At 48.0% G+C, this 18,796-nt stretch carries 15 protein-coding genes; 5 read left to right on the top strand and 10 right to left on the bottom strand.

Annotation, left to right across the window (positions count from 1 at the left end):
• Positions 1 to 104 precede the first annotated feature (104 nt).
• The gene (locus tag BLW49_RS21860) at positions 105 to 3,512 is read right to left on the bottom strand and encodes a WIAG-tail domain (RefSeq protein ID WP_076315066.1); all 3,408 of its coding nucleotides are present in this window, start codon (positions 3,510 to 3,512) and stop codon (positions 105 to 107) included.
• Positions 3,513 to 3,736: 224 nt separating this feature from the next.
• On the opposite strand from BLW49_RS21860, the gene BLW49_RS21855 reads away from it, so the two are divergent.
• Complete coding sequence (locus tag BLW49_RS21855) at positions 3,737 to 4,852, top strand: YheC/YheD family endospore coat-associated protein (protein ID WP_090726867.1); 1,116 nt, start codon at positions 3,737 to 3,739, stop codon at positions 4,850 to 4,852.
• A 101-nt stretch (positions 4,853 to 4,953) separates the two neighbouring features.
• On the top strand, positions 4,954 to 5,766 hold the full coding sequence (gene asd, locus BLW49_RS21850; RefSeq protein WP_076315064.1) for an archaetidylserine decarboxylase: 813 nt from the start codon (positions 4,954 to 4,956) through the stop codon (positions 5,764 to 5,766).
• Positions 5,767 to 6,174: 408 nt separating this feature from the next.
• On the opposite strand, the gene BLW49_RS21845 is transcribed toward asd, so the two are convergent.
• The 3 genes from BLW49_RS21845 to BLW49_RS21835 form a co-directional block, all read right to left on the bottom strand.
• Positions 6,175 to 6,963 carry a helix-turn-helix domain-containing protein gene (locus BLW49_RS21845; protein ID WP_047913601.1) on the bottom strand — a complete coding sequence of 263 codons (789 nt, stop codon included), beginning with the start codon at positions 6,961 to 6,963 and terminating at the stop codon, positions 6,175 to 6,177.
• Between the two features lie 97 nt (positions 6,964 to 7,060).
• A complete protein-coding gene (locus BLW49_RS21840) occupies positions 7,061 to 7,840 on the bottom strand; it encodes a TIGR00266 family protein (RefSeq protein ID WP_090726865.1) in 780 nt (259 codons plus the stop codon).
• 96 nt (positions 7,841 to 7,936) lie between these two features.
• Positions 7,937 to 9,433 (bottom strand): MocR-like pyridoxine biosynthesis transcription factor PdxR, encoded by a 1,497-nt coding sequence (locus BLW49_RS21835; protein WP_090726863.1) that lies wholly within the window; start codon positions 9,431 to 9,433, stop codon positions 7,937 to 7,939.
• A 163-nt stretch (positions 9,434 to 9,596) separates the two neighbouring features.
• On the opposite strand from BLW49_RS21835, the gene BLW49_RS21830 reads away from it, so the two are divergent.
• The 3 genes from BLW49_RS21830 to BLW49_RS29060 all read left to right on the top strand — a co-directional run bounded on the left by BLW49_RS21830 (position 9,597) and on the right by BLW49_RS29060 (position 12,105).
• Positions 9,597 to 10,211, top strand: coding sequence for a pyridoxamine 5'-phosphate oxidase family protein (locus BLW49_RS21830; RefSeq protein ID WP_076315062.1), 615 nt, complete (start codon positions 9,597 to 9,599; stop codon positions 10,209 to 10,211).
• A gap of 218 nt (positions 10,212 to 10,429) precedes the next feature.
• Entirely contained in the window at positions 10,430 to 11,728 is a 1,299-nt protein-coding gene (locus tag BLW49_RS21825; protein WP_076315061.1) for an aminotransferase class I/II-fold pyridoxal phosphate-dependent enzyme, read from the top strand.
• A gap of 245 nt (positions 11,729 to 11,973) precedes the next feature.
• Positions 11,974 to 12,105 (top strand): YjcZ family sporulation protein, encoded by a 132-nt coding sequence (locus tag BLW49_RS29060; protein WP_218145903.1) that lies wholly within the window; start codon positions 11,974 to 11,976, stop codon positions 12,103 to 12,105.
• Positions 12,106 to 12,237: 132 nt separating this feature from the next.
• On the opposite strand, the gene BLW49_RS21820 is transcribed toward BLW49_RS29060, so the two are convergent.
• The 6 genes from BLW49_RS21820 to BLW49_RS21795 all read right to left on the bottom strand — a co-directional run bounded on the left by BLW49_RS21820 (position 12,238) and on the right by BLW49_RS21795 (position 18,675).
• The gene (locus BLW49_RS21820; protein WP_076315060.1) at positions 12,238 to 13,455 is read right to left on the bottom strand and encodes an ABC transporter permease; all 1,218 of its coding nucleotides are present in this window, start codon (positions 13,453 to 13,455) and stop codon (positions 12,238 to 12,240) included.
• 3 nt (positions 13,456 to 13,458) lie between these two features.
• Positions 13,459 to 14,205 (bottom strand): ABC transporter ATP-binding protein, encoded by a 747-nt coding sequence (locus BLW49_RS21815; protein WP_090726862.1) that lies wholly within the window; start codon positions 14,203 to 14,205, stop codon positions 13,459 to 13,461.
• 17 nt (positions 14,206 to 14,222) lie between these two features.
• On the bottom strand, positions 14,223 to 15,587 hold the full coding sequence (locus BLW49_RS21810) for a DEAD/DEAH box helicase (protein WP_076315058.1): 1,365 nt from the start codon (positions 15,585 to 15,587) through the stop codon (positions 14,223 to 14,225).
• Between the two features lie 195 nt (positions 15,588 to 15,782).
• Complete coding sequence (locus tag BLW49_RS21805) at positions 15,783 to 16,559, bottom strand: SDR family NAD(P)-dependent oxidoreductase (RefSeq protein WP_090726860.1); 777 nt, start codon at positions 16,557 to 16,559, stop codon at positions 15,783 to 15,785.
• Positions 16,560 to 16,686: 127 nt separating this feature from the next.
• Positions 16,687 to 17,145 carry a chemotaxis protein CheX gene (locus tag BLW49_RS21800; protein ID WP_076315056.1) on the bottom strand — a complete coding sequence of 153 codons (459 nt, stop codon included), beginning with the start codon at positions 17,143 to 17,145 and terminating at the stop codon, positions 16,687 to 16,689.
• A 204-nt stretch (positions 17,146 to 17,349) separates the two neighbouring features.
• Entirely contained in the window at positions 17,350 to 18,675 is a 1,326-nt protein-coding gene (locus tag BLW49_RS21795; protein ID WP_076315055.1) for an MFS transporter, read from the bottom strand.
• Between the last annotated feature and the right edge of the window lie 121 nt (positions 18,676 to 18,796).

The raw sequence follows: 18,796 nt of genomic DNA, 5'->3' as shown, positions 1-18,796 counted from the left end.
GTCCTTGCTATCTTCGCTTGAACCTCACGAGTATATAAAAATAAGCAGTGCTCTCCCGCTGCCGATCCTTCAGGGATTGCACTGCTTATTTACTGAAATGGGGATTATGGCTGTGTGCCCAGAGCGATCCACGATACGGTGCCGTAATCACTGCTGTCCCCGCTCAAACGTCTGATTTTGAGCAATACGGATTCTTTACGCTGCTCAATCACGCTGACTTGGAAGTCTGTCGTATTACACATGGCGACGAATACATAGCCTGCGGATTCAAACTCTTCCCCGAAGGAGATCACCACTTCTTGCTCAGCTGCTTCTTCCTCTTCAAAAGCAATAATATACTGCCCAAACTGCTGTGTAACCGGGTGCTTCAATGCCGAACGTACCGGAGTAAAGCTCAAGTGCTCCGGGCACAGTGCTCCTTCTGCAACATGCTGTCCTTCAATCACTCGTTCCGCCAGCTGCTCTCCTGTAATCGATCGTGATTTAAGAACTGTAGCCGGAAGGCTCTCATCTGCCAGCTTATCGCCTGTGATGCTCTTATCTTGAATCAGCTCGGCTCCAATTGTCCCTTCCTCGATATGAGCCCCATTGATGCTGCGAAGCCGAATATGGTAAGGGAGAATCGCGCCTTCAAATATGTGTTTGGATTGAATAGCCGACTGCTGCAAATGATTGGAGCTAATGATCTCCGCCTGCAGATGTGAACCATTAATGGATAACGGCATCAAATGCTCCCATGAGATGGAGGATATGCCGTAATGCTCATGCTGAATCAGACCCGGCATGAGATGCATGGACTGCACTGCTTCACTAGCAAGGTGAGAGCTGCCGATTGCACCTTCTTTAATAAGTCCAGACGTGATGGACAGCGCCTGAATATGTTCGCTTTCAATCGTTCCAGGCTGTATATGGTAAGAAGAAATTGAATCTGGAGCAATGTGATGCTCACGAATAGCACTGTCCTGTACATGCCCTGAACCGATCGCGGCTTCTACAATATGCAGACCTTGAACACTGCCATGCTCTAAATGTTCAGTGGATATGGCAGCTGCCTTTATATGATGACGGTCGATAATCTGATTCTGAAGTGCGTCTTCATTAATAGATGCGCTCATCAGATGAACCTCGCCTATGCTCGCACGGGCAAGCTTGCTTCCTGTGATCGTCTCATCAAGAATCCATTCTGCTTGGCGCAGATCACTGGCCAAATGCTCGGCCGTAATGGTGCTCTTCTTGAGATGATACCCTTGAATGCTCCGCTCTGCCACATGCTTGCCGAACACGGACTCATTTGCAAGATGCGTATCGAGAATGGATTGAGGAGCTATTTTGTCAGACGTAATCGCATTCGCCTGGATCGACTCATGAGTGATGGCCCCTGGATATAAATGGCCGCTCAGCACACTGTGTGCCGCAAGCTTCGTTGCGGTTACACTGCTGTCTGCGAGCTTCGCTCCGGTCACGGCCAGATTGGCCAGCTTATCGGTCGAGACACTTTCGGGCGACAGCTTAAGCGATGTAACCGCATAGTCTGACAAGTGCTGAGGAAGCACGGCCCCATTTTTAATCAGCTGATCGGTTATACTTGCCTGAGCAAGATGCCTGGTGTTAATGCTGTTGTCTGCAATTGCAGCGGAGAGGATCGAGCCTTTCTTCAGGTGAATGCTGTCGATGGAATTAGCAGCGATATGCTCAGTGTGAACGGCCTGCTCTTGAATGGCCTCCCTGCCGACACTGCCAGCCGTCAAATGAATATTCTGAATAGACTTCTCTGCCAGATGCTCACTGCGAACTGCATTATCTGCAATAATTCCACTGTCTACCGACCCTGATGCCAGCTTGGATTCAGTTACACTCTTGTCGGCAAGCTTATCTGTAGTAACCGATGAGATTTGCAGATTCTTCGTATTCACTGCGTTATCACTCAAGTGCAGGTGCTGAATGCTGCGAGGTGAGATCGCTGCGCTGATGACAGATTCAGGTCCCAAATGCTGGGCAAGGATCGTATTATTGCCGATATGATGAGACTCAATGGCCTCCTTGGTCAAATGCCACGCATATATAGAGCCTTGCGCCAAATGAGCAGAACCTACTGCACCGCCTGCAATATGTCTCGTATGCACCGCCTGGTCTGCAATTTTGGCTGCGAGAATGCTCTGATCCGCAATCTTGGAAGAAGTTACAGCCTGCTCTACTAATTGGGCGGTACCCACGGATTGATCACTTAGCTTCGTGGTGCCTATAACCCCATCCGCCAGGTGATGCCCCAAAATTTCAGACTGTCCGATCTGCTCTTTGCCGATGGCACCTTTCTGAATCTGCTTCGCGCCAATCGTCTCTTCCGCTATATGAATCCCGGTTACCGCTTGCTTCTTAATGTGCGCCTCTCCGACGGCCCCTTCAGCAAGCAGATCGGCATCAATAATCTTTGCAGACAAGTGCTGCTTGCCAACAGCTCCCTCCGCGAGATGCTCAGAGGTTATGCCTCCCTGCACCACGTGCTGTGCAAGAACGGCGCGATCCTCAATTTTTCCAGAGGTTACGGCTCCATCTCTTATCTTGCGTGAGGTTACCGCATCATCGGCCAGCTTGGAATTATGAACGGCTCCATTCCCCAGCTGTCTTGTTCCTACTGCACTTCCTGCAATCTTCTCCTGTGTAATAGATTCTTCTTGAAGCATTTCACTGGAAATGATCAGATTGGCGAGGTGCCGTGTACTGATGGATCCATCCGCGATCTTGTCTGCATCGATGCTCTGGTCGCTTAATTTCCTGGAAGTGATGCTTCCGTCCTTGATCTTGCCGCCTGTTATCGACGCGTCCTTAACCTTCTCTCCCGATATTGCTCCATTAACCAAGTGCTCATCAAGCACAGAAGCCTCGGCCAGCTTGGAGGACACAATAGCCCGGTCCGCAATATGAATGGCAGTAACCGCATACTCCTGAAGAGCCTCGCTGCCTATAGCCCCCCGTTTAATATGTCCGCTGTTGATGGCGTAAGGGGCCAGCTGTGTACCTGTTACAGCATGCTCGCTAATGTCCTCCGTGTAAATAAAAGCTTCTCCTCCCGGCATCTGTTTCTCTGCCAGCAGCTCTTTCTTTGCAGTGATCAGGCTGTGACTGGGTGGAGTGTCTTGTTTTATATTTGATGCCGGGCTAGTGACGGTCTCCTGCAGCAGCGTTTGATCCGATTTGGTAATGGGTGGCGCCTGTGCGATAGGGACTGCCTGGGCGATAGGGGCTGCCTGGGCGGTTTCCTCTTCCTGTACAGGTACAGGTACAGGTACAGGTACAATTACCGTACCCGCAATAGAAGCCTTCTCTTTGGAGGCAGGCTCTTCTAAGGCAGTGGATTCAGCCTTAGCATTCAATTTACTCTGCTGCCTCGCCTTAGCCCTCTCCCTCTCTGCATTTAACCGGTCCAGTAGTGCAAGCTCACTCGTATCGGGGTCTATCCCAAAACGATGTTTGGCTGCATTCTGGCTCGTTTTGATCTTCCCTCTTTTTTTCAAAACCGCTCGCTCCTTTATGACAAAACAGTTATTTTTCCTGCATCCTATGCACAGCTATGGGCATGTGACACTCTCCGTACTCACTTTCATACAGGTCCATGCCTTGATTTTGGGCTTGTATACAACGGCTGGACGCGGGCTGTTCTCCCTATCGGGACGATTCCTGCAATCATAGAATAGAATTGAACCTTTCCTTAACGTATCCGGAAGGAGGAATCAAGCTTATGGAATATGTCGGTATCCTCCTGGACTCTTCCGTCTATCGAGGAATTCCTCATGCCAGAACAGGGCAGGAATCACTTGTATTATATGAGCTGGCAGCAGCTGCCTACGACCTCATTCCCTGTTATATGAGGCTTGAAGATATTCATTTACCCTCAGGAACGTGCAGAGCCTATATCCACTCCGAGAACACATATAAACTCAACACTATCAAGCTTCCCTATACTATCCATAATCGGGCTATGTACTTTACCACAGCCAGTCACCACAAAATGGCCGGACTGATTCAGCAGGGAATTCTCATCTATAACCTTAGAAATCGATATAAAAAAGTTCAAATTCATAGACTGTTATCCCGAAATTCAGAGCTTGTGCCTCATTTACCCGAGACAGAGCCAGCAACAAAGCACTCCTTAGCAAGGATGATGGCTAAGTATTCCGATTTAATTATCAAGCCCAGCAATGGGAGTATTGGATCCGGAGTGATGCGGCTTACACAGCGAAGCGCCTTGTGGCAGCTGTCCTTCCATCCGAAACCAGGCAAATGGAGACAAATAAGATTCAAGCAAGGGAGACTGCCAGCCTTTTTGCCGGCACGCCTTACTCGCAAAGAGCACCTCATTCAGCAACGAATACCTTTGGCTACTTATGAAGACCGACCTTTTGATCTGCGTGTAACCGTGCAGCGGGGAATAACCGGGGAATGGGGAGTTACCGGGATGTTCGCCAAACTGGCTGCCTCTAAGGATGCCTTTATCACCAATGTGGCTCGCGGCGGATCTGCTATGGCGGTAGACCGCATATTTTCTAGCGCGTTCCCTCATGTTGCAGCCGATAAACTCCAGAGCCGCATTCATCATTTGGCGCTGACTGCAGCGCACCAGCTGTCTGTCGAGCTGCCCCATATTGCGGATCTTGGCATAGATCTGGGTATTACGGCCGCAGGTGAACTCTACTTGATCGAATGTAATGGAAGAGATCAGCGCTACGGCTTCCGCAAAGCTGGCATGCCGGAAGAATGGGCCCAGAGTTATCGTGAACCGATGGCGTACGCACGTTATTTACTTGATCAGAAACCGTTTGCTGCTTCTCTGAACAACCTCAAGCTTATTACATGAACGTCATATTGATTTCGATCCGGTTCTGTGTCAATATTATGCAGAGTGGCCGGACTTTACGATTGTCCGGTCTAGACGCTCGTTTCCTAAGGGGGATATACATGTCGAAACCGTTGCTGCGCCTCATGACAGAGCTTTCTTCACGCAAATGGATCTCCCGGCTTACCGGCACTTTTTCCAAGAGCAGTGCGAGTAGGCTGCTAATTCCGTGGTTTATCCGAACCTACGAAATAGATCCTAATGAGGCCGAACTAGAACCAGGCGAATACCCTTCCCTGAACGCTTTTTTTACGCGAAGGCTGAAGCCCCATGCGAGGCCTCTGCATGAACACCCAGATTCTCTGCTCAGTCCGGTGGACGGCAAAATTACAGCAATGAGCCCGATAACCAAAGGCACCATTCTTAATATTAAAGGTCACGATTATACCCTTGCTGATCTACTGAACCAATCTCCTCACATGGAGAAGTATAAAAATGGATGGGCCGTCATTCTGTATCTGAGTCCAAAAGATTATCATCGAATTCACGCTCCGGTTACGGGTAAACAGGTAGAGAGTGAGCATATCCGCGGTAAAGTGTATCCGGTGAATGATTTTGGTCTGCGTCACATGAGAACCGTATTAAGCCGGAATGAACGGCTTATTACATATATCAAGCATGAGCATGGCGAGATTGCGCTTGTGAAAGTCGGTGCTATGAATGTAAGCAGCATTCAATATGCGGATGACAAAGTGAAGGCTTGGCAGCGCGGGGATGAGCTCGCTTACTTCGAATTCGGCTCTACTGTCGTGTTGCTGTGCGAGAACGGCACCTTTGTACCAAGGGAAGACCTGGCGGAAGGGGACAATGTCCGGATGGGTGATTCGCTTGGAGTCATTGTTTCAAAGGCAGCAGAAATAAGAAGGCCTTCATAGATGGACACAGTGAGTGAATCGTGTGCGGATCTAGATAGTAAAAAGCAGCAGTCTCTCGGAGAACATTTTCCAGAGGGCTGCTGCTTTTATCTTTTCAGGCTTTTGCATCATTCGATATGATTGTTCATGGGATGTATACAAAAACCACTGTATATGATGAGTCAATATATGGATTCAGTCCAACTTCATTTCAACCCATTCTAGAACCAGACGTCTTCCACCGGTTTACGGCGCAAACGATTACGGAACAGAGAACAGCCTTTGCCAAAGCAGCCGCGATTACGAATTCTGCGAATTCCGTTCAAAGTAGACCCTCCTTACTCCTGCATGTTATACATTAATGCATATACCCCGCAGCATGAGGTTTGAAACTTTGATTATCGATTTGCACCATTTTACACTCTTGAATCAACGGATCTCCGATGGACTTCTCCCCGTGTATTGCTTGAACTGCCTGCTGAAAAAGAAGATATCGCGATACCCGAGGGCATCCGCCACCTCTGTTACATTCATTCCTGCATGCACCAGCAGGTGCTCTGCACGTTCAATGCGCATCTTGATAATATAAGACTGGACGGATGAACCGATCAGCTCTTTAAATTTAATGGAGAAATAACGGGGGGAAAGTCCTGCTCTCGCCGCAAGATCCTCTACCCGATGATTAATGCCGGGATGCTGACGCACGTAGTTAGCAATCTCCTGAATCGCTTCAGCAAGCTGGTTGCTAACCTTCTTCTCTGCAGGGTGCTCCTCATATTCCAGACGCAGCAAATGAATCATCATCTGCTTCAAAATAAGCTTATTCTCTTCTTCACGTCCATAGGCTTGGGATAAAAATAACCTCACATATCTCGCAAGCATATGCTCAAAGTCAATCGTCTCTCGAAGCCGGTTATACGTACCCGGTACTTCTGTAACCGGCTCCTTGACATCAAAATGTATATACGTTAGTACAAACGGCTTCTGCGGATTATGAGTTGCGCTTGTATGGTCACCAGGACGGAACAAGAAGCAGCTTCCCTTCTGGGCATGATAAGGCTCATCATTTACAATGACCGTACCTTCTCCGCTCCACACATAAAATAAATCGTAGTTTTGCATCGGTTTTTCGCGTTTCTGCCATTTCCAGCCTGGCTCACAGACAATCTTGGCGACGGCGGGCAAAATCACAAAAGACGACGGTGACGCATGTAACATGTCGTCCTTCCTCCTTATTAAGTGGATCATTATCCCTTATTATAGCGTGAAACGAGGCGGAAGAAAAACGCTTCATCATGTAGATATAATTAACTATTTAACGTCCATCCAGTAAATTGCCGAGTCCCCCAAGAACACTGCCTTCCTCTTTTTTTCCCATGCCTGCAGACAGCACTTTATCAGCCAATCTTGAGAATGGCAGAGACTGTACCCAGACTTTACCCGGCCCGCGCAAAGTGGCAAAGAAGAGACCTTCACCGCCGAATAATGCAGTCTTCACTCCCTTGACGAACTCAATATCATAATCAATAGTGGATGTCATCGCGACAAGGCAGCCTGTATCTAAACGGAGCGTTTCACCAGGCTGGAGCGTTCTTTCGATCACTAAACCGCCGGAATGAACGAAGGCCAGGCCATCCCCTTCAATTTTTTGCATAATGAAGCCTTCACCGCCAAAGAAACCTGCACCCAGCTTACGACGAAACTCAATGCCTACCGATACTCCCTTGGCTGCACACAGAAAGGCATCCTTCTGGCAGATCACTTTACCGCCAAGATTAACCAGGTCGAGAGGGATGATCTTGCCTGGATACGGTGAAGCAAAGGTTACACTTTGACGGTACCTGCCTTCATTCGTGAATACCGTCATGAATAAGCCCTCACCTGTGATGAGTCGTTTGCCTGCCCCCATCAGCTTACCCATCATGCCTCTTCCCGCTGAACTGCCGTCTCCAAAGATCGTTTCCATACGAATATCCTGATCCATCATCATGAAGCTGCCTGCTTCAGCAACTACACTTTCACCCGGATCGAGCTGAATTTCTACACACTGCATCTCTGAGCCGAGAATGGAATAATCAATTTCATGTGCTGGCATTTGAATTCCCCCGTAATTTTAATTTATTTTCAAATAAGTCCTTATTAATGACTATGATTACGAGATATTAGCTTTACTGGTTTCATTTCACTTACTTTATTTTCCTTTTTCTTGTCCATATTTGATATCTTCAAATGCCAATGTCATCCTTAGGATGCCTTCTTTTATTTGTTCCTCGGATAGATGCGCGTATTTAAAAAAGAGAGAGGGTCTGGACGGATTGAGCTGGAATCGGATTCCGTCAGTGAAGTATACTCCTCGGCGTATACAGGCCCTTTTAAATGCAGCATAATTCTCATCGTTCCCGTTCCATAGCGCGTAAAAACCCAGCCCCGCATCCCCTATAAACACGGTGAACATGTGGCCTGCATGCTGCTGGATCCAGTGGGCAAATTTCTGATGTTTGGCCCCATACCTGCGAGTCAGCTTTCGAATATGCTTCGCATAGCCGCCACGAGACATCCAGACAGCCAGCGCCCGCTGTTCATATAGACCCGCAGATATGGGATCATAGTAGGCCTTGGCAGCAACGACCGGTGCTACAAGTGCTGGAGGCAGAACAGCATAGCCCAGGCGAAATCCCTCTGGCATCGTTTTGGAGAAAGAGCCGATATGAACGACTCTTTGCTCCTGATCCAGTACTTTCAGCGGCTCAATCGGACGTCCTTGAAAGCGAAATTCGCTGTCATAGCTGTCTTCGATAATAATTGCCTGCCTGTTTCTTGCCCAAGCCAGTAGAGCCAGCCTCCGCTCCAGATTGAGCACAACGCCCGTTGGAAACTGCCGGCTGGGCGTAACAAACAGAAGACGTGCATCCCAATCCTCAGGAATAATTCCATGATGATCTACGGTAGAGGGAATCACTTCGCCTCCGCACACCTGAACAGCCTGGGCAAACCCCTTGAATCCCGGACTTTCGACTACTGCCTTCTCGCCCTCATCCAATATCACTTGGGTAAGAAGCGCTATAGCCTGCATCGAACCGCTGAACAAGACGATTTCCTTGCCGCTGACCATAATACCCCGAGTTGCTCCGAGATGCGCGGCTATGGCTTCTCTTAAACGTATATCCCCTGCCGGGTCATACAGACTTTCATATTTTCCCTGTTGATTGCTTCTCGATAGGAGGCTCTTCCATTCCGCATACGGAAAATCGGTATCAGGCTGATGTGATCTGTCAAAACGTATTTCCTCTGTCTGCTTATGCGGGGGCTGCTCATCCGGCAGGAGAAGATGCGAATTGATCGCTGTTAGTGATTGATACTGCTTAGCTGCGCGTTTCCCCCACGCAGATAATCGAATGTTTGTATTATGTAATGCCTCTGGCGGTTCGCCCGGTATGCCGGCAAAGGCTACATAAGTCCCTCGTCCGGTCTCCGTGTGAATATACCCATCAGCCTGCAGCATGTCATAAGCGGTTGCAACAGATCCGCGAGACAGCCCGTATTGAACAGCTAACAGCCGAGTTGCCGGCAGCTGAGTTCCACTCTGCAGCGTTCCTGACAGAATTGCATCCCGAATCGCATGGTACAGCGCATGGTATTTATAACGGTATTCCTTGATATATCGATCCCAAGAGACCATAAATTCCATGTTGTTCGTTCCTCCGTTCATCTGCTGCTTCTGGTTTGAGTTTACATGCATTTTATAGATTGGACTATAAAAAATCAATGGTATTGGATCTTTTTTCATGACAATAGACGGACTAATATGTAGAAAAACATCAATATAACCCGCTGCAAGGAGGCGCACGTTCATGAGAAGAAAAGAATTTACCATAGAACAGGAAGAGGAGATCACTGAATTTCTGTCAACACAAACCTTCGGATTTCTTGGTACCGTAAGTATGGACAACAAACCAAGGGTAACACCACTTAATTTCGTTTACGATGAGGGCTGTTTTTATTTTCACGGCAGTCTTGCCGGAGAGAAAATGAAGCATATTAAGGCAAACAGCACGGTCAGCTTTACCGTGGCAGAAGAGTATTCCTTGATCCCTTCCTACTTTCAGGATCCCTTGCTGGCCTGCCCCGCTACCGCCTTCTTCAAGAGTGTGTCCGCCAGTGGTCATGCAGAAAAAGTAACCGACTTGAAGGAAAAAGCCCGGGCTCTGAACCGATTTATGGAGAAGCTCCAGCCGGAGGGAGGCTATCTGACCATCGATGCCGACGATCCAAGATATACAGGTCAATTAAAGGCTGTAGCCGTCGTCCGGATCGTTCCCGAAACGCTGAGTGCGAAGTTCAAATTCGGGCAGAACCTGCAGCAGGACAAGCATGAGCAGCTTCAGGAGCAGCTCGAGCAGCGAGGTGAGGCTAAGGATGCGGCAACCGTAGAAATGATGCGAAAATATTGCCCTTTTCACTCCTGAATATTTCCATGTTTTCTCTTTCCAGGAGCCGTTCATACTACAGCTGCAGCTTGTGCATGCTTGCTGCACAACCATTATAGCTCAGCAATGTAACGCGGTAATGCATTGTAAAGGTCATTTGTATTGTTTTTCCGTGACGACGGCTGTGCTTGGTGCTATAATATGAGGCAGTGTAAATGGTCTCTAATTTATTCAACGACTTGGAAGGATGAAAATCGATGAACCCACTGGCTGTACAGCTGAACGAAAGTATTCAAGCGGGCAGCGATCATGTGTACGACATGCTCTCGAGGCTCGGCAAAGAGCTATATTATCCGAAGGAAGGTATTCTTAGTCAATCGGCTGAAGCTTCAAGCCGTGCAAAGAAATACAATGCAACGATCGGGATTGCTACCGAAGGCGGCAAACCGATGCATCTGCAAGTCATCCAGGAGAAACTATCTGCCTATAAGCCACAGGATTTGTATCCTTACGCACCCCCGGCTGGTAAACCGGATTTACGAGTAGCATGGCGGAACAAAATGATTGAAGAGACGCCATCCTTACAAGGTAAAATATTTGGCAATCCCATCGCAACGAACGCTCTGACCCATGGTCTCAGCATTGTGGCAGACCTGTTTGTCGACGACGGAGATGCTGTTATATATCCAGACAAAAACTGGGAGAACTATGAACTCACCTTTGGAGTTCGAAGACATGCCCGTCTGGTCAATTATCCATTGTTTAATGATCAGATGAAATTTAACAGCACCGGACTGAAGGAAGCCCTCCTTGCACAGAAGGATCAGGGCAAAGCTGTTGTAGTCTTGAATTTCCCGAACAATCCGACAGGCTACACACCGGGCATTGAAGAAAGCAAGGAGATTGTAGCAGCTGTCAAAGAAGCCGCAGAGGCAGGAATTAATGTCGTTGTAGTCACCGATGATGCCTATTTCGGTCTGTTCTTCGAGGATTCCATTCACGAATCTTTGTTTGGAAGCCTGACCGGCATACACCCACGAGTTCTACCGATCAAGATTGACGGCGCAACGAAGGAAGAGTTCGTATGGGGATTCCGTGTCGGATTTATAACGTATGCCCATGACAACCAGGACATCCTGTCTGCACTGGAACAGAAGACGCTGGGTATTATCCGTGCAACGATCTCCAGTGGTCCGCATCCTTCACAGACCTTTGTGCTGGATGCGCTGAAATCACCTGAATTTGCAGCACAAAAAGAAGAAAAGTTCCACATCATGAAAGCTCGTGCCAATACCGTAAAAGCACTGCTCGACAGTGGCAAATACGACGGAGCATGGGAATACTATCCTTTTAATTCAGGATACTTCATGTGTCTGAAGGTGACGAAGGTACAAGCTGAAGAGCTGCGAGTGCATCTTCTGGACCGATACGAGATTGGTACCATTGCGCTCGGCGAGCATGATTTACGTATTGCCTTCTCCTCGCTGGAGGAGAATCAGCTTGAAGAACTGTTCGACACCATTTATCAAGCTGTCCAGGATCTGACGCAAGGTTAGATTCAGATTCAAGTATCGAACCAAGTAAGTCCAAATCACGAGAAAAGTATGAGCCCCTCTGACTTCCCTTAGGCAGTCAGAGGGGCTTGTTTGTGTGTCAAAATAAACGGCTTTTATTTCTGGGTTCATTTTTTTATGCTTCAAAAGGCAACTGCCCAAACACGAGAGGGATTTGCATCATAGGATACGTTGTACGCTTCGTAAGAGAAGCTTACCATTAAATGACTCGAAAGGGGTATGGAAATATGTCTGGAAAAGATGAAAGAAGCTATGGAGATTATGGAACTTACGGTGACCATGGAAGCAATAAACTTGGTGCAATCCTGGTATTGTTTATCCTTCTCGTAATCATCGTTAAATCCTTCTCCTCCTACTAATTTCAGGTAAGCAGCAGCTCATTGGATGGACGGTAAATTTCATACCTGATCTTACCTCGCGAATAAGTCACCAGGCCATAAAGGAAAGGGGCCTATCCATTGATAGACCCCTTTCCGCTAATCACCTTACACTTATTCCAATTCCTCTTCCTTAGTCCATTTCTTCAGTTGTGAGCTTCGGAACATACGGGCGATGAGTAGGCCAAGAGCTAATGTAATTAGCAGCTCTACCCATCTGCCCCACCCTCCGACGAGCAGTGGAATCCATAACAAGATGGTTAACGCCCACTGCAAGGTATATACAAACTTCAGTACCTGTAGTCTACGGCTCACTGCTGTTACCGGATAGATGTAGATCCAGAAGGAATCACGGTGATATCGGAGTAGTCCGGACAGCTGAATTCCCAGTACGAACAAGAAGAATAAGTATACTCCGCTTCCCCACAGGCTGCTTCCCGTCCAATACACGAACAGACCGCCTACAATGGCAAGCCTGATACATATTCCCAGCAGATCACTGCGGATGAAGGTCTTTGCTATTAAGTATTGAAAAGCTGTGTCCTGCCCCCATGATATACGTTCAGCCAGTGGTGCAAGCAAACGGCGGGAATGGACACGCTGCTTGAGTGCAGGGACTTCGACGAAGAATCCTAATGTCTTGATCACTCTCGCTCCTCTGATCTGCTCGGTCTCGATCAGATGCTCCCAATGAACCGGCAATCGTACGGGCAGACGAAGAGAGACGACATACAGCACAGTCAGTACAGCGATAAAGATTAATCCAGGTATAACCTGATGCCATATCCATGCATACAATGACAAGGTGATCACGGCATAACGCAGAAGCCGGTATCCCATCCGTGACGACTTGGATAGCATTTGCTGCTCGCACCAGCCTCCGAAACTGGCAATACATTTTAAGATCACGAGCAGGATGAGAAACAGCAGGAAGGGCTTAGGTTCTCCTTCACTCCGAATATAAAGCGGCCACAAGAGGATGAATAACATGATGAGTCCAACCGTTTTGTAGACGATACCCCGAATAAAGCTGTTCTTCAAATATAGATGCATCCGATATTCCTGAGGTCTTAAGAAGACAATATCGGCTTGACGAAGATAGGTCCGATAGCTGCTGAAGATGACCGGAGCAACGAGCACAACAAGCATAACCCACCGAATCGGAAAACCATTCGGTACATCTTGTACAAGCGAAGTGTACCATGCGGAAAACGCGATCAGGGAAAAGCCAAGGACGACGGCTACTCCGCTCTGCAATACATAGCCTAAATAAGGAGTAATTTGGCTCCAGAATGCACCTCGTCTTGATTTCCATAGCTGCTGCAAATCCATCTTCTAATCCCCGCCTTGTACGAGCTTATAGAATATTTCCTCCAGCGGCGCCTGTCTCATTCCGGACCCAGCCCGAAGCTCTTCCAAGGTCCCTTGTGATATAATCTTTCCGCCATGAAGTATGACGAAACGATCGCAATAATTCTCTATCGTGGACAGGATATGTGAACTGAGCAGAATCGAAGAACCCGAGGCGCGAATTTGCATCATGAAATCCAGCAGTGATCTGATGCCCAGTGGATCTAGGCCCAGAAACGGTTCATCAATAATGTAAAGTGGTGGTCTGGCCACAAAAGCGCTCATGATCATGACCTTTTGACGCATCCCTTTGGATAAATGGGCAGACAGGCTGTCTTTTTTGTCCCGCATACGGAACATGTCCAGGAGATGATCGGCTCGCTCTTCGAACTCCGTCTTGGACACATTATAGGCCCTTGCGGTAAATTCCAAATGCTCCATAACGGTCATCTCCATGAACAGCTCTGGTGATTCCGGAACATACGCCATGCCGCTCTGGTAAGCTTCTGGATTCTCATCCCGGCGTTTGCCTCCAATGAGCACCTCTCCCTGATGAGGCACCATCAGACCTAAGATATGCTTCATTGTCGTACTCTTCCCGGCACCGTTCAGACCAATCAGACCAACCATTTCACCAGGAGCAACGCGTATATCAATATCATGCAGCACCGGCTTCCTTGCACTGTATCCACCGCTTAATCCGTTAATTTGCAGGATAGGTGTCTGTTCCATGTGATCCCCGCTTTCTTCTAGGACTCGCTGTTATCATTACGTTTATTCTTGAGCCATTTCGGAGCTCCTTTGTTCTTCTTGTCTTGCGCCTTCTCATTCTTGCGTCTTCCGGCTGGTGCCGGCTTGTCCTTCGGACGACTTGGCGTATGGCTGATGCCCGCTTTTGGAGAAGCCGTTCTTGGAGCAGCCTCTGTACTTGATCCGCTTGATCTTGTGCCTTGACGGAATGCACTGCGCTTCGCTTGATCGTCCCGTTCCTGTATTTCTCCTCCGTACAGCACCCGTTCGATCAGCTCTATTCCGAGCTCTCTTGCGAATTTACGCATAATGAATGTTTCCTTCTCGCCCACAATGGAAATCACCGTTCCCGTCTTGCCCATCCGTCCTGTTCTTCCTGCCCGGTGAACATAGTGGTCTGAATCAAAGGCCGGATCAAAGTTGATAACCAGCGGAAGATCCTGAATATCCAGTCCGCGCGCCGCAACGTCACTGGCTACCAGCAGCTTGATTTTGCCCTCTCTAAAATTCGCAAGAACTCTACTCCGAGTCATTTTATCGGCATCTCCATATAAGGCCGCTGCAGACAGACCCATAAAGTTCATCTTGCCTTCTACTTCAGCAATAGTTTCTGCCGTATTCGCGAACACGATAGCTCTGGTCGGGTCAAAATGGCGCACAATTCTTCGCAGCATGTCCACCTTTTCCCGTTCCTCAGCTACAAAGTAGAGATGCGTCAGACCACTCGCTGTCATCTGCTCAGGTTCAATGCCTATGGTGACCATATCCTTCATTTCGCGCTTGGCAAGCTGCTCGGTCTCCTTATCCACCGTTGCAGACAAGAATACAAGCTGACGATCCCTTAATGAACGATGCATGATCTGCTCTACATCTCCGGCTCCGCCAAGCTGGAACACTTGATCCACTTCATCAATGACAATCGTATTAATCTGATGCATCTTCAGCTTGCGAATTTCGATAAGTTCACGCACCCGTCCCGGTGTACCTACAACCAATTCCGGATGTTCCTTCAGCTTCTCAATTTGGCGCTTGATTGCAGCACCGCCGATAAGTCCCAGTGTCTTAATTCCGCGGTAGGCACCGTATGTTTCGGCTTCGCGAACGATCTGCATCGCCAGCTCCTGTGTTGGAGCGAGGATCAGCTTCTGCGTACCTTTGACATCCGTATTTACCGTCTCCAGCACCGGCAACAAATAAGCCAGCGTCTTTCCTGTTCCTGTCTGGGAACGTGCAAGCACATCCTTGCCTTCCTTAATGACAGGAATGGTCTGCTCCTGTACAGGAGAAGGTGTCTGTATGCCCCGTTCCTCAAGTCGTTCTATCAAACCCGGGCTCAGCCCGAGCGAATTAAAAGTTGTCGTCATTCAAGTCCATCCTTTGTTATAAGTTCATTACTGTTCATTATATGCGAAAAACGTTCACGTACCAAATTACGGCTGCCAAAAAAACAAAAGAACGCTGCAGCAGTATCCATCCAGCTCACCAAAATTAATTGAAAACGAATCAAAAACCACACAAAAAAGCTCTTGAGCACAATTCTGTTCAAGAGCTCTCTATTGCTATTTACGATTTAACAAGCCATACGTAAGCTTGTCCGCCAGCCTGGGAAACAACTGATATAGCTTTATTCCCGCCGCAGCGATATGCGGAAGATTAACCTCTTCCTTCTGTTTAATGATCGCCTGAACCATCTTATCCGCTACATATTCAGGCTGCATAATAAAGCCCTTCAGGTTGCTAATGTAACTACCGCCTGGATCTGCCGTCTCAAAGAAAGGCGTATCAATCGGCCCCGGATTAATCGTCGTTACCTTGATCCCTGTCTCTCTCAGCTCCTGACGCAGTGCATTGCTGAAGCCAAGCACGGCATGCTTCGTTGCCGTATAAGATGCAGACTTCGCTGTTCCAATCTTGCCTGCCATGGATGCGACATTAACGATATGCCCCTGTCCGGAAGCAAGCATATGGGGCAGTACAGCCTTCGTCATTCGTACGATACCCATATAATTTACGTCCATCATTTGTTCAAAGGCCGCTACAGTCATGTCCTTCGTCATCTCGAATTGACCGTACCCTGCATTGTTAAGCACAACATCGATCTGACCGTACCTGTCGATCATCGTCTTAATCAGTGCTTCCACCTGAACATTATCGGTTACGTCCAGCGGATACCAGTCCGGTGTACCGGTGATCGAGGCACTGATCTTCTGCAGCTTGTCCTCCGACCTCGCCAGCAGCACGGGCAGAGCGCCCTGCTCACTTAGCTTCTGAGCACAGATTGCGCCAATACCGCTGGAAGCTCCTGTAATGAGTATTACCTTATCCTTTAATTTCATCTTTCTTACCTCCCGAGTGCAGTCCACTTATGTATCTGATCATAGTGTACCTGCAAATGGGTTTCAAGATTACAGTTTCATCATAAGATATAAGCTGCTCAAAGCTGATTCTAAGCTATTTAGCTTCTTACGAAATCATCACCTGAATATCAAGCTCTCCGATACCGTCCATCACAAGCGGAATGCTTAGCGCCTGGGTTACCGCCTCCATCGCTGGATGAGAGGACTTCGTTACTTGCGGCGGCGTAATATCAACGGCAATGCCCTGATTGTATAGAATCGTGCTTGCGTTCCCGCTGATCATATTGCCAAGCTCTGAAATTGCGCTTTGTCCCATCTCATCCATCTCTGAGATAACAAATCCGCCCATCATCGCAGAGACGATCCGCAGTGCCACCTGCTCCTGTATTCCGAACACGACCTTCCCGTTCAATTGTCCCGTCATTCCGATTAGAATCCAGATGTGGTCCTCGAGAAATTCAACTTGCTTAATACCCAGCTTGCCTGCGGAAGGTGAAATCTGAATCAATTGCTCAAATACGAGCCGCGCGGACTCCAAGAATGGATTAATTACTTCGGCTTTCAACGATTGTGCCTCCTTACTAGGTTAATGGTCACGAATCAAAAGTCCCATTATTTTAACAATATTATACTTGAAGCCACACCAAAATTCATTACGAATTCAAGCCAAAGGCCCATAACTATTGTTATCGACAAGTAAGAAGTGAATATTTATACCAAATCGCATTTAATCCATGTTTGATCCGCACGCAAGATTAGTTCTATAGGACTATAATGTTGCCGCAGGTGGTTTCCCTGGGTTTCTCGTTATTGGCGGCTCGGAATCCTCTGAAGCTTCAGCTTCCCCTTTGGCCAAATTAACCCGAGTCAGCATCCATATACCCGCAACAAAAAAGATAAGCACCGATAGAATCGCCAGTCTGCTCGTTCCCGTAGCGGCTGCCGTAAAGCCAAATACAGCGGGTCCGAGTGCCGCAGATACTTTACCTGACAAACTCATGAACCCAAAGAATTCCGATGTCTTATGTGCAGGCACCAGGCGGCTGTAAATAGACCTTGCCAAAGACTGAGATCCCCCTTGAACCATTCCCACCATAAATGCCAAGATATAAAAATGGAGGGCCGATTCCATAAAGAATCCAAAAATAACAATGACCACGTAAAACCAGAGTGACAGATACAAAGAACGCTTGGCCCCAATCTTACCCGCCAGCTTACCGAATAAGAAGGTAAAGGGAACACCCACAAATTGAGTAATGAGAAGTGCTGTAATCAGGTGGGTTGTACCGATTCCGATCTCAGCACCATAAATAGCAGCCATGCTGATAATTGTGCTGATTCCATCATTAAAGAACCAAAATGCAATGAGATATTTGAACAATTCAGGATACTTCTTCACATGAAGAAGGGTGTTCGCCACACTTTTGACACTGTGGAGCGCCGTCTGTCCCACTGAACGGCTGGCCGATCGTGAAGCCCCCTTATCACGCAGTGGAAATCTCCGGAGAAGAGGAATAGCGAACAGCAGCCACCATAAGCCTGAGGTCAGAAACACGAGCTGCATCGCCTGAATTTGCGACGTAAAGCCAATGCTTTCCCAGCCTTGGATCATAATGACATGGACAAGCAGCAGCAGCCCTCCTCCAATGTAGCCAAACATGTAGCCCCGTGCGGAGAGCATATCCCGTTCTGGAGGCGGGGCAATATCTCTCAGCATGGAATCATAGAATGTATTTCCCCCGGAAAAGCCCAGCGTAGCAATAATAAAAAGGATGGATACAAATATATAGTCCCCTGTTCCGGTCAGTGCCATTGCCGAGCTTGCGGCAGCTCCCACTATGGCTGCAATCATTAGATAGGTTCCTTTGCGTCCCCCGACATCCGCCGCTGCTCCTAATATAGGGGAGAGAACGGCGACAAGAATCATGGCGATCGTTTGGGAGAAAGCCCAATAGCTGGTAGCTATTGCATCATCCAGACCCTCAGCCGCCACATTTTGATAAAAGATAGGAAGTACAGCCGCAATCATGGTTGTTGCAAAGGCTGAATTCGCCCAGTCGTACATGACCCATGCACGTGCTTGCTTTGGATCCATTCGTAAACCCCTCCATCATTTATCTCGTTTTTTTAATATTAGTTAGCATGACTTTTGCATAGTTTGAGATTTCATATGATAACTTTACATGAGATATGTTAATTAAATTTGCATTTTACAT

Source organism: Paenibacillus sp. PDC88, from assembly GCF_900106725.1.
GTDB lineage: Bacteria > Bacillota > Bacilli > Paenibacillales > Paenibacillaceae > Paenibacillus > Paenibacillus shunpengii.
This window is presented reverse-complemented; position numbering and strand designations above follow the sequence as displayed.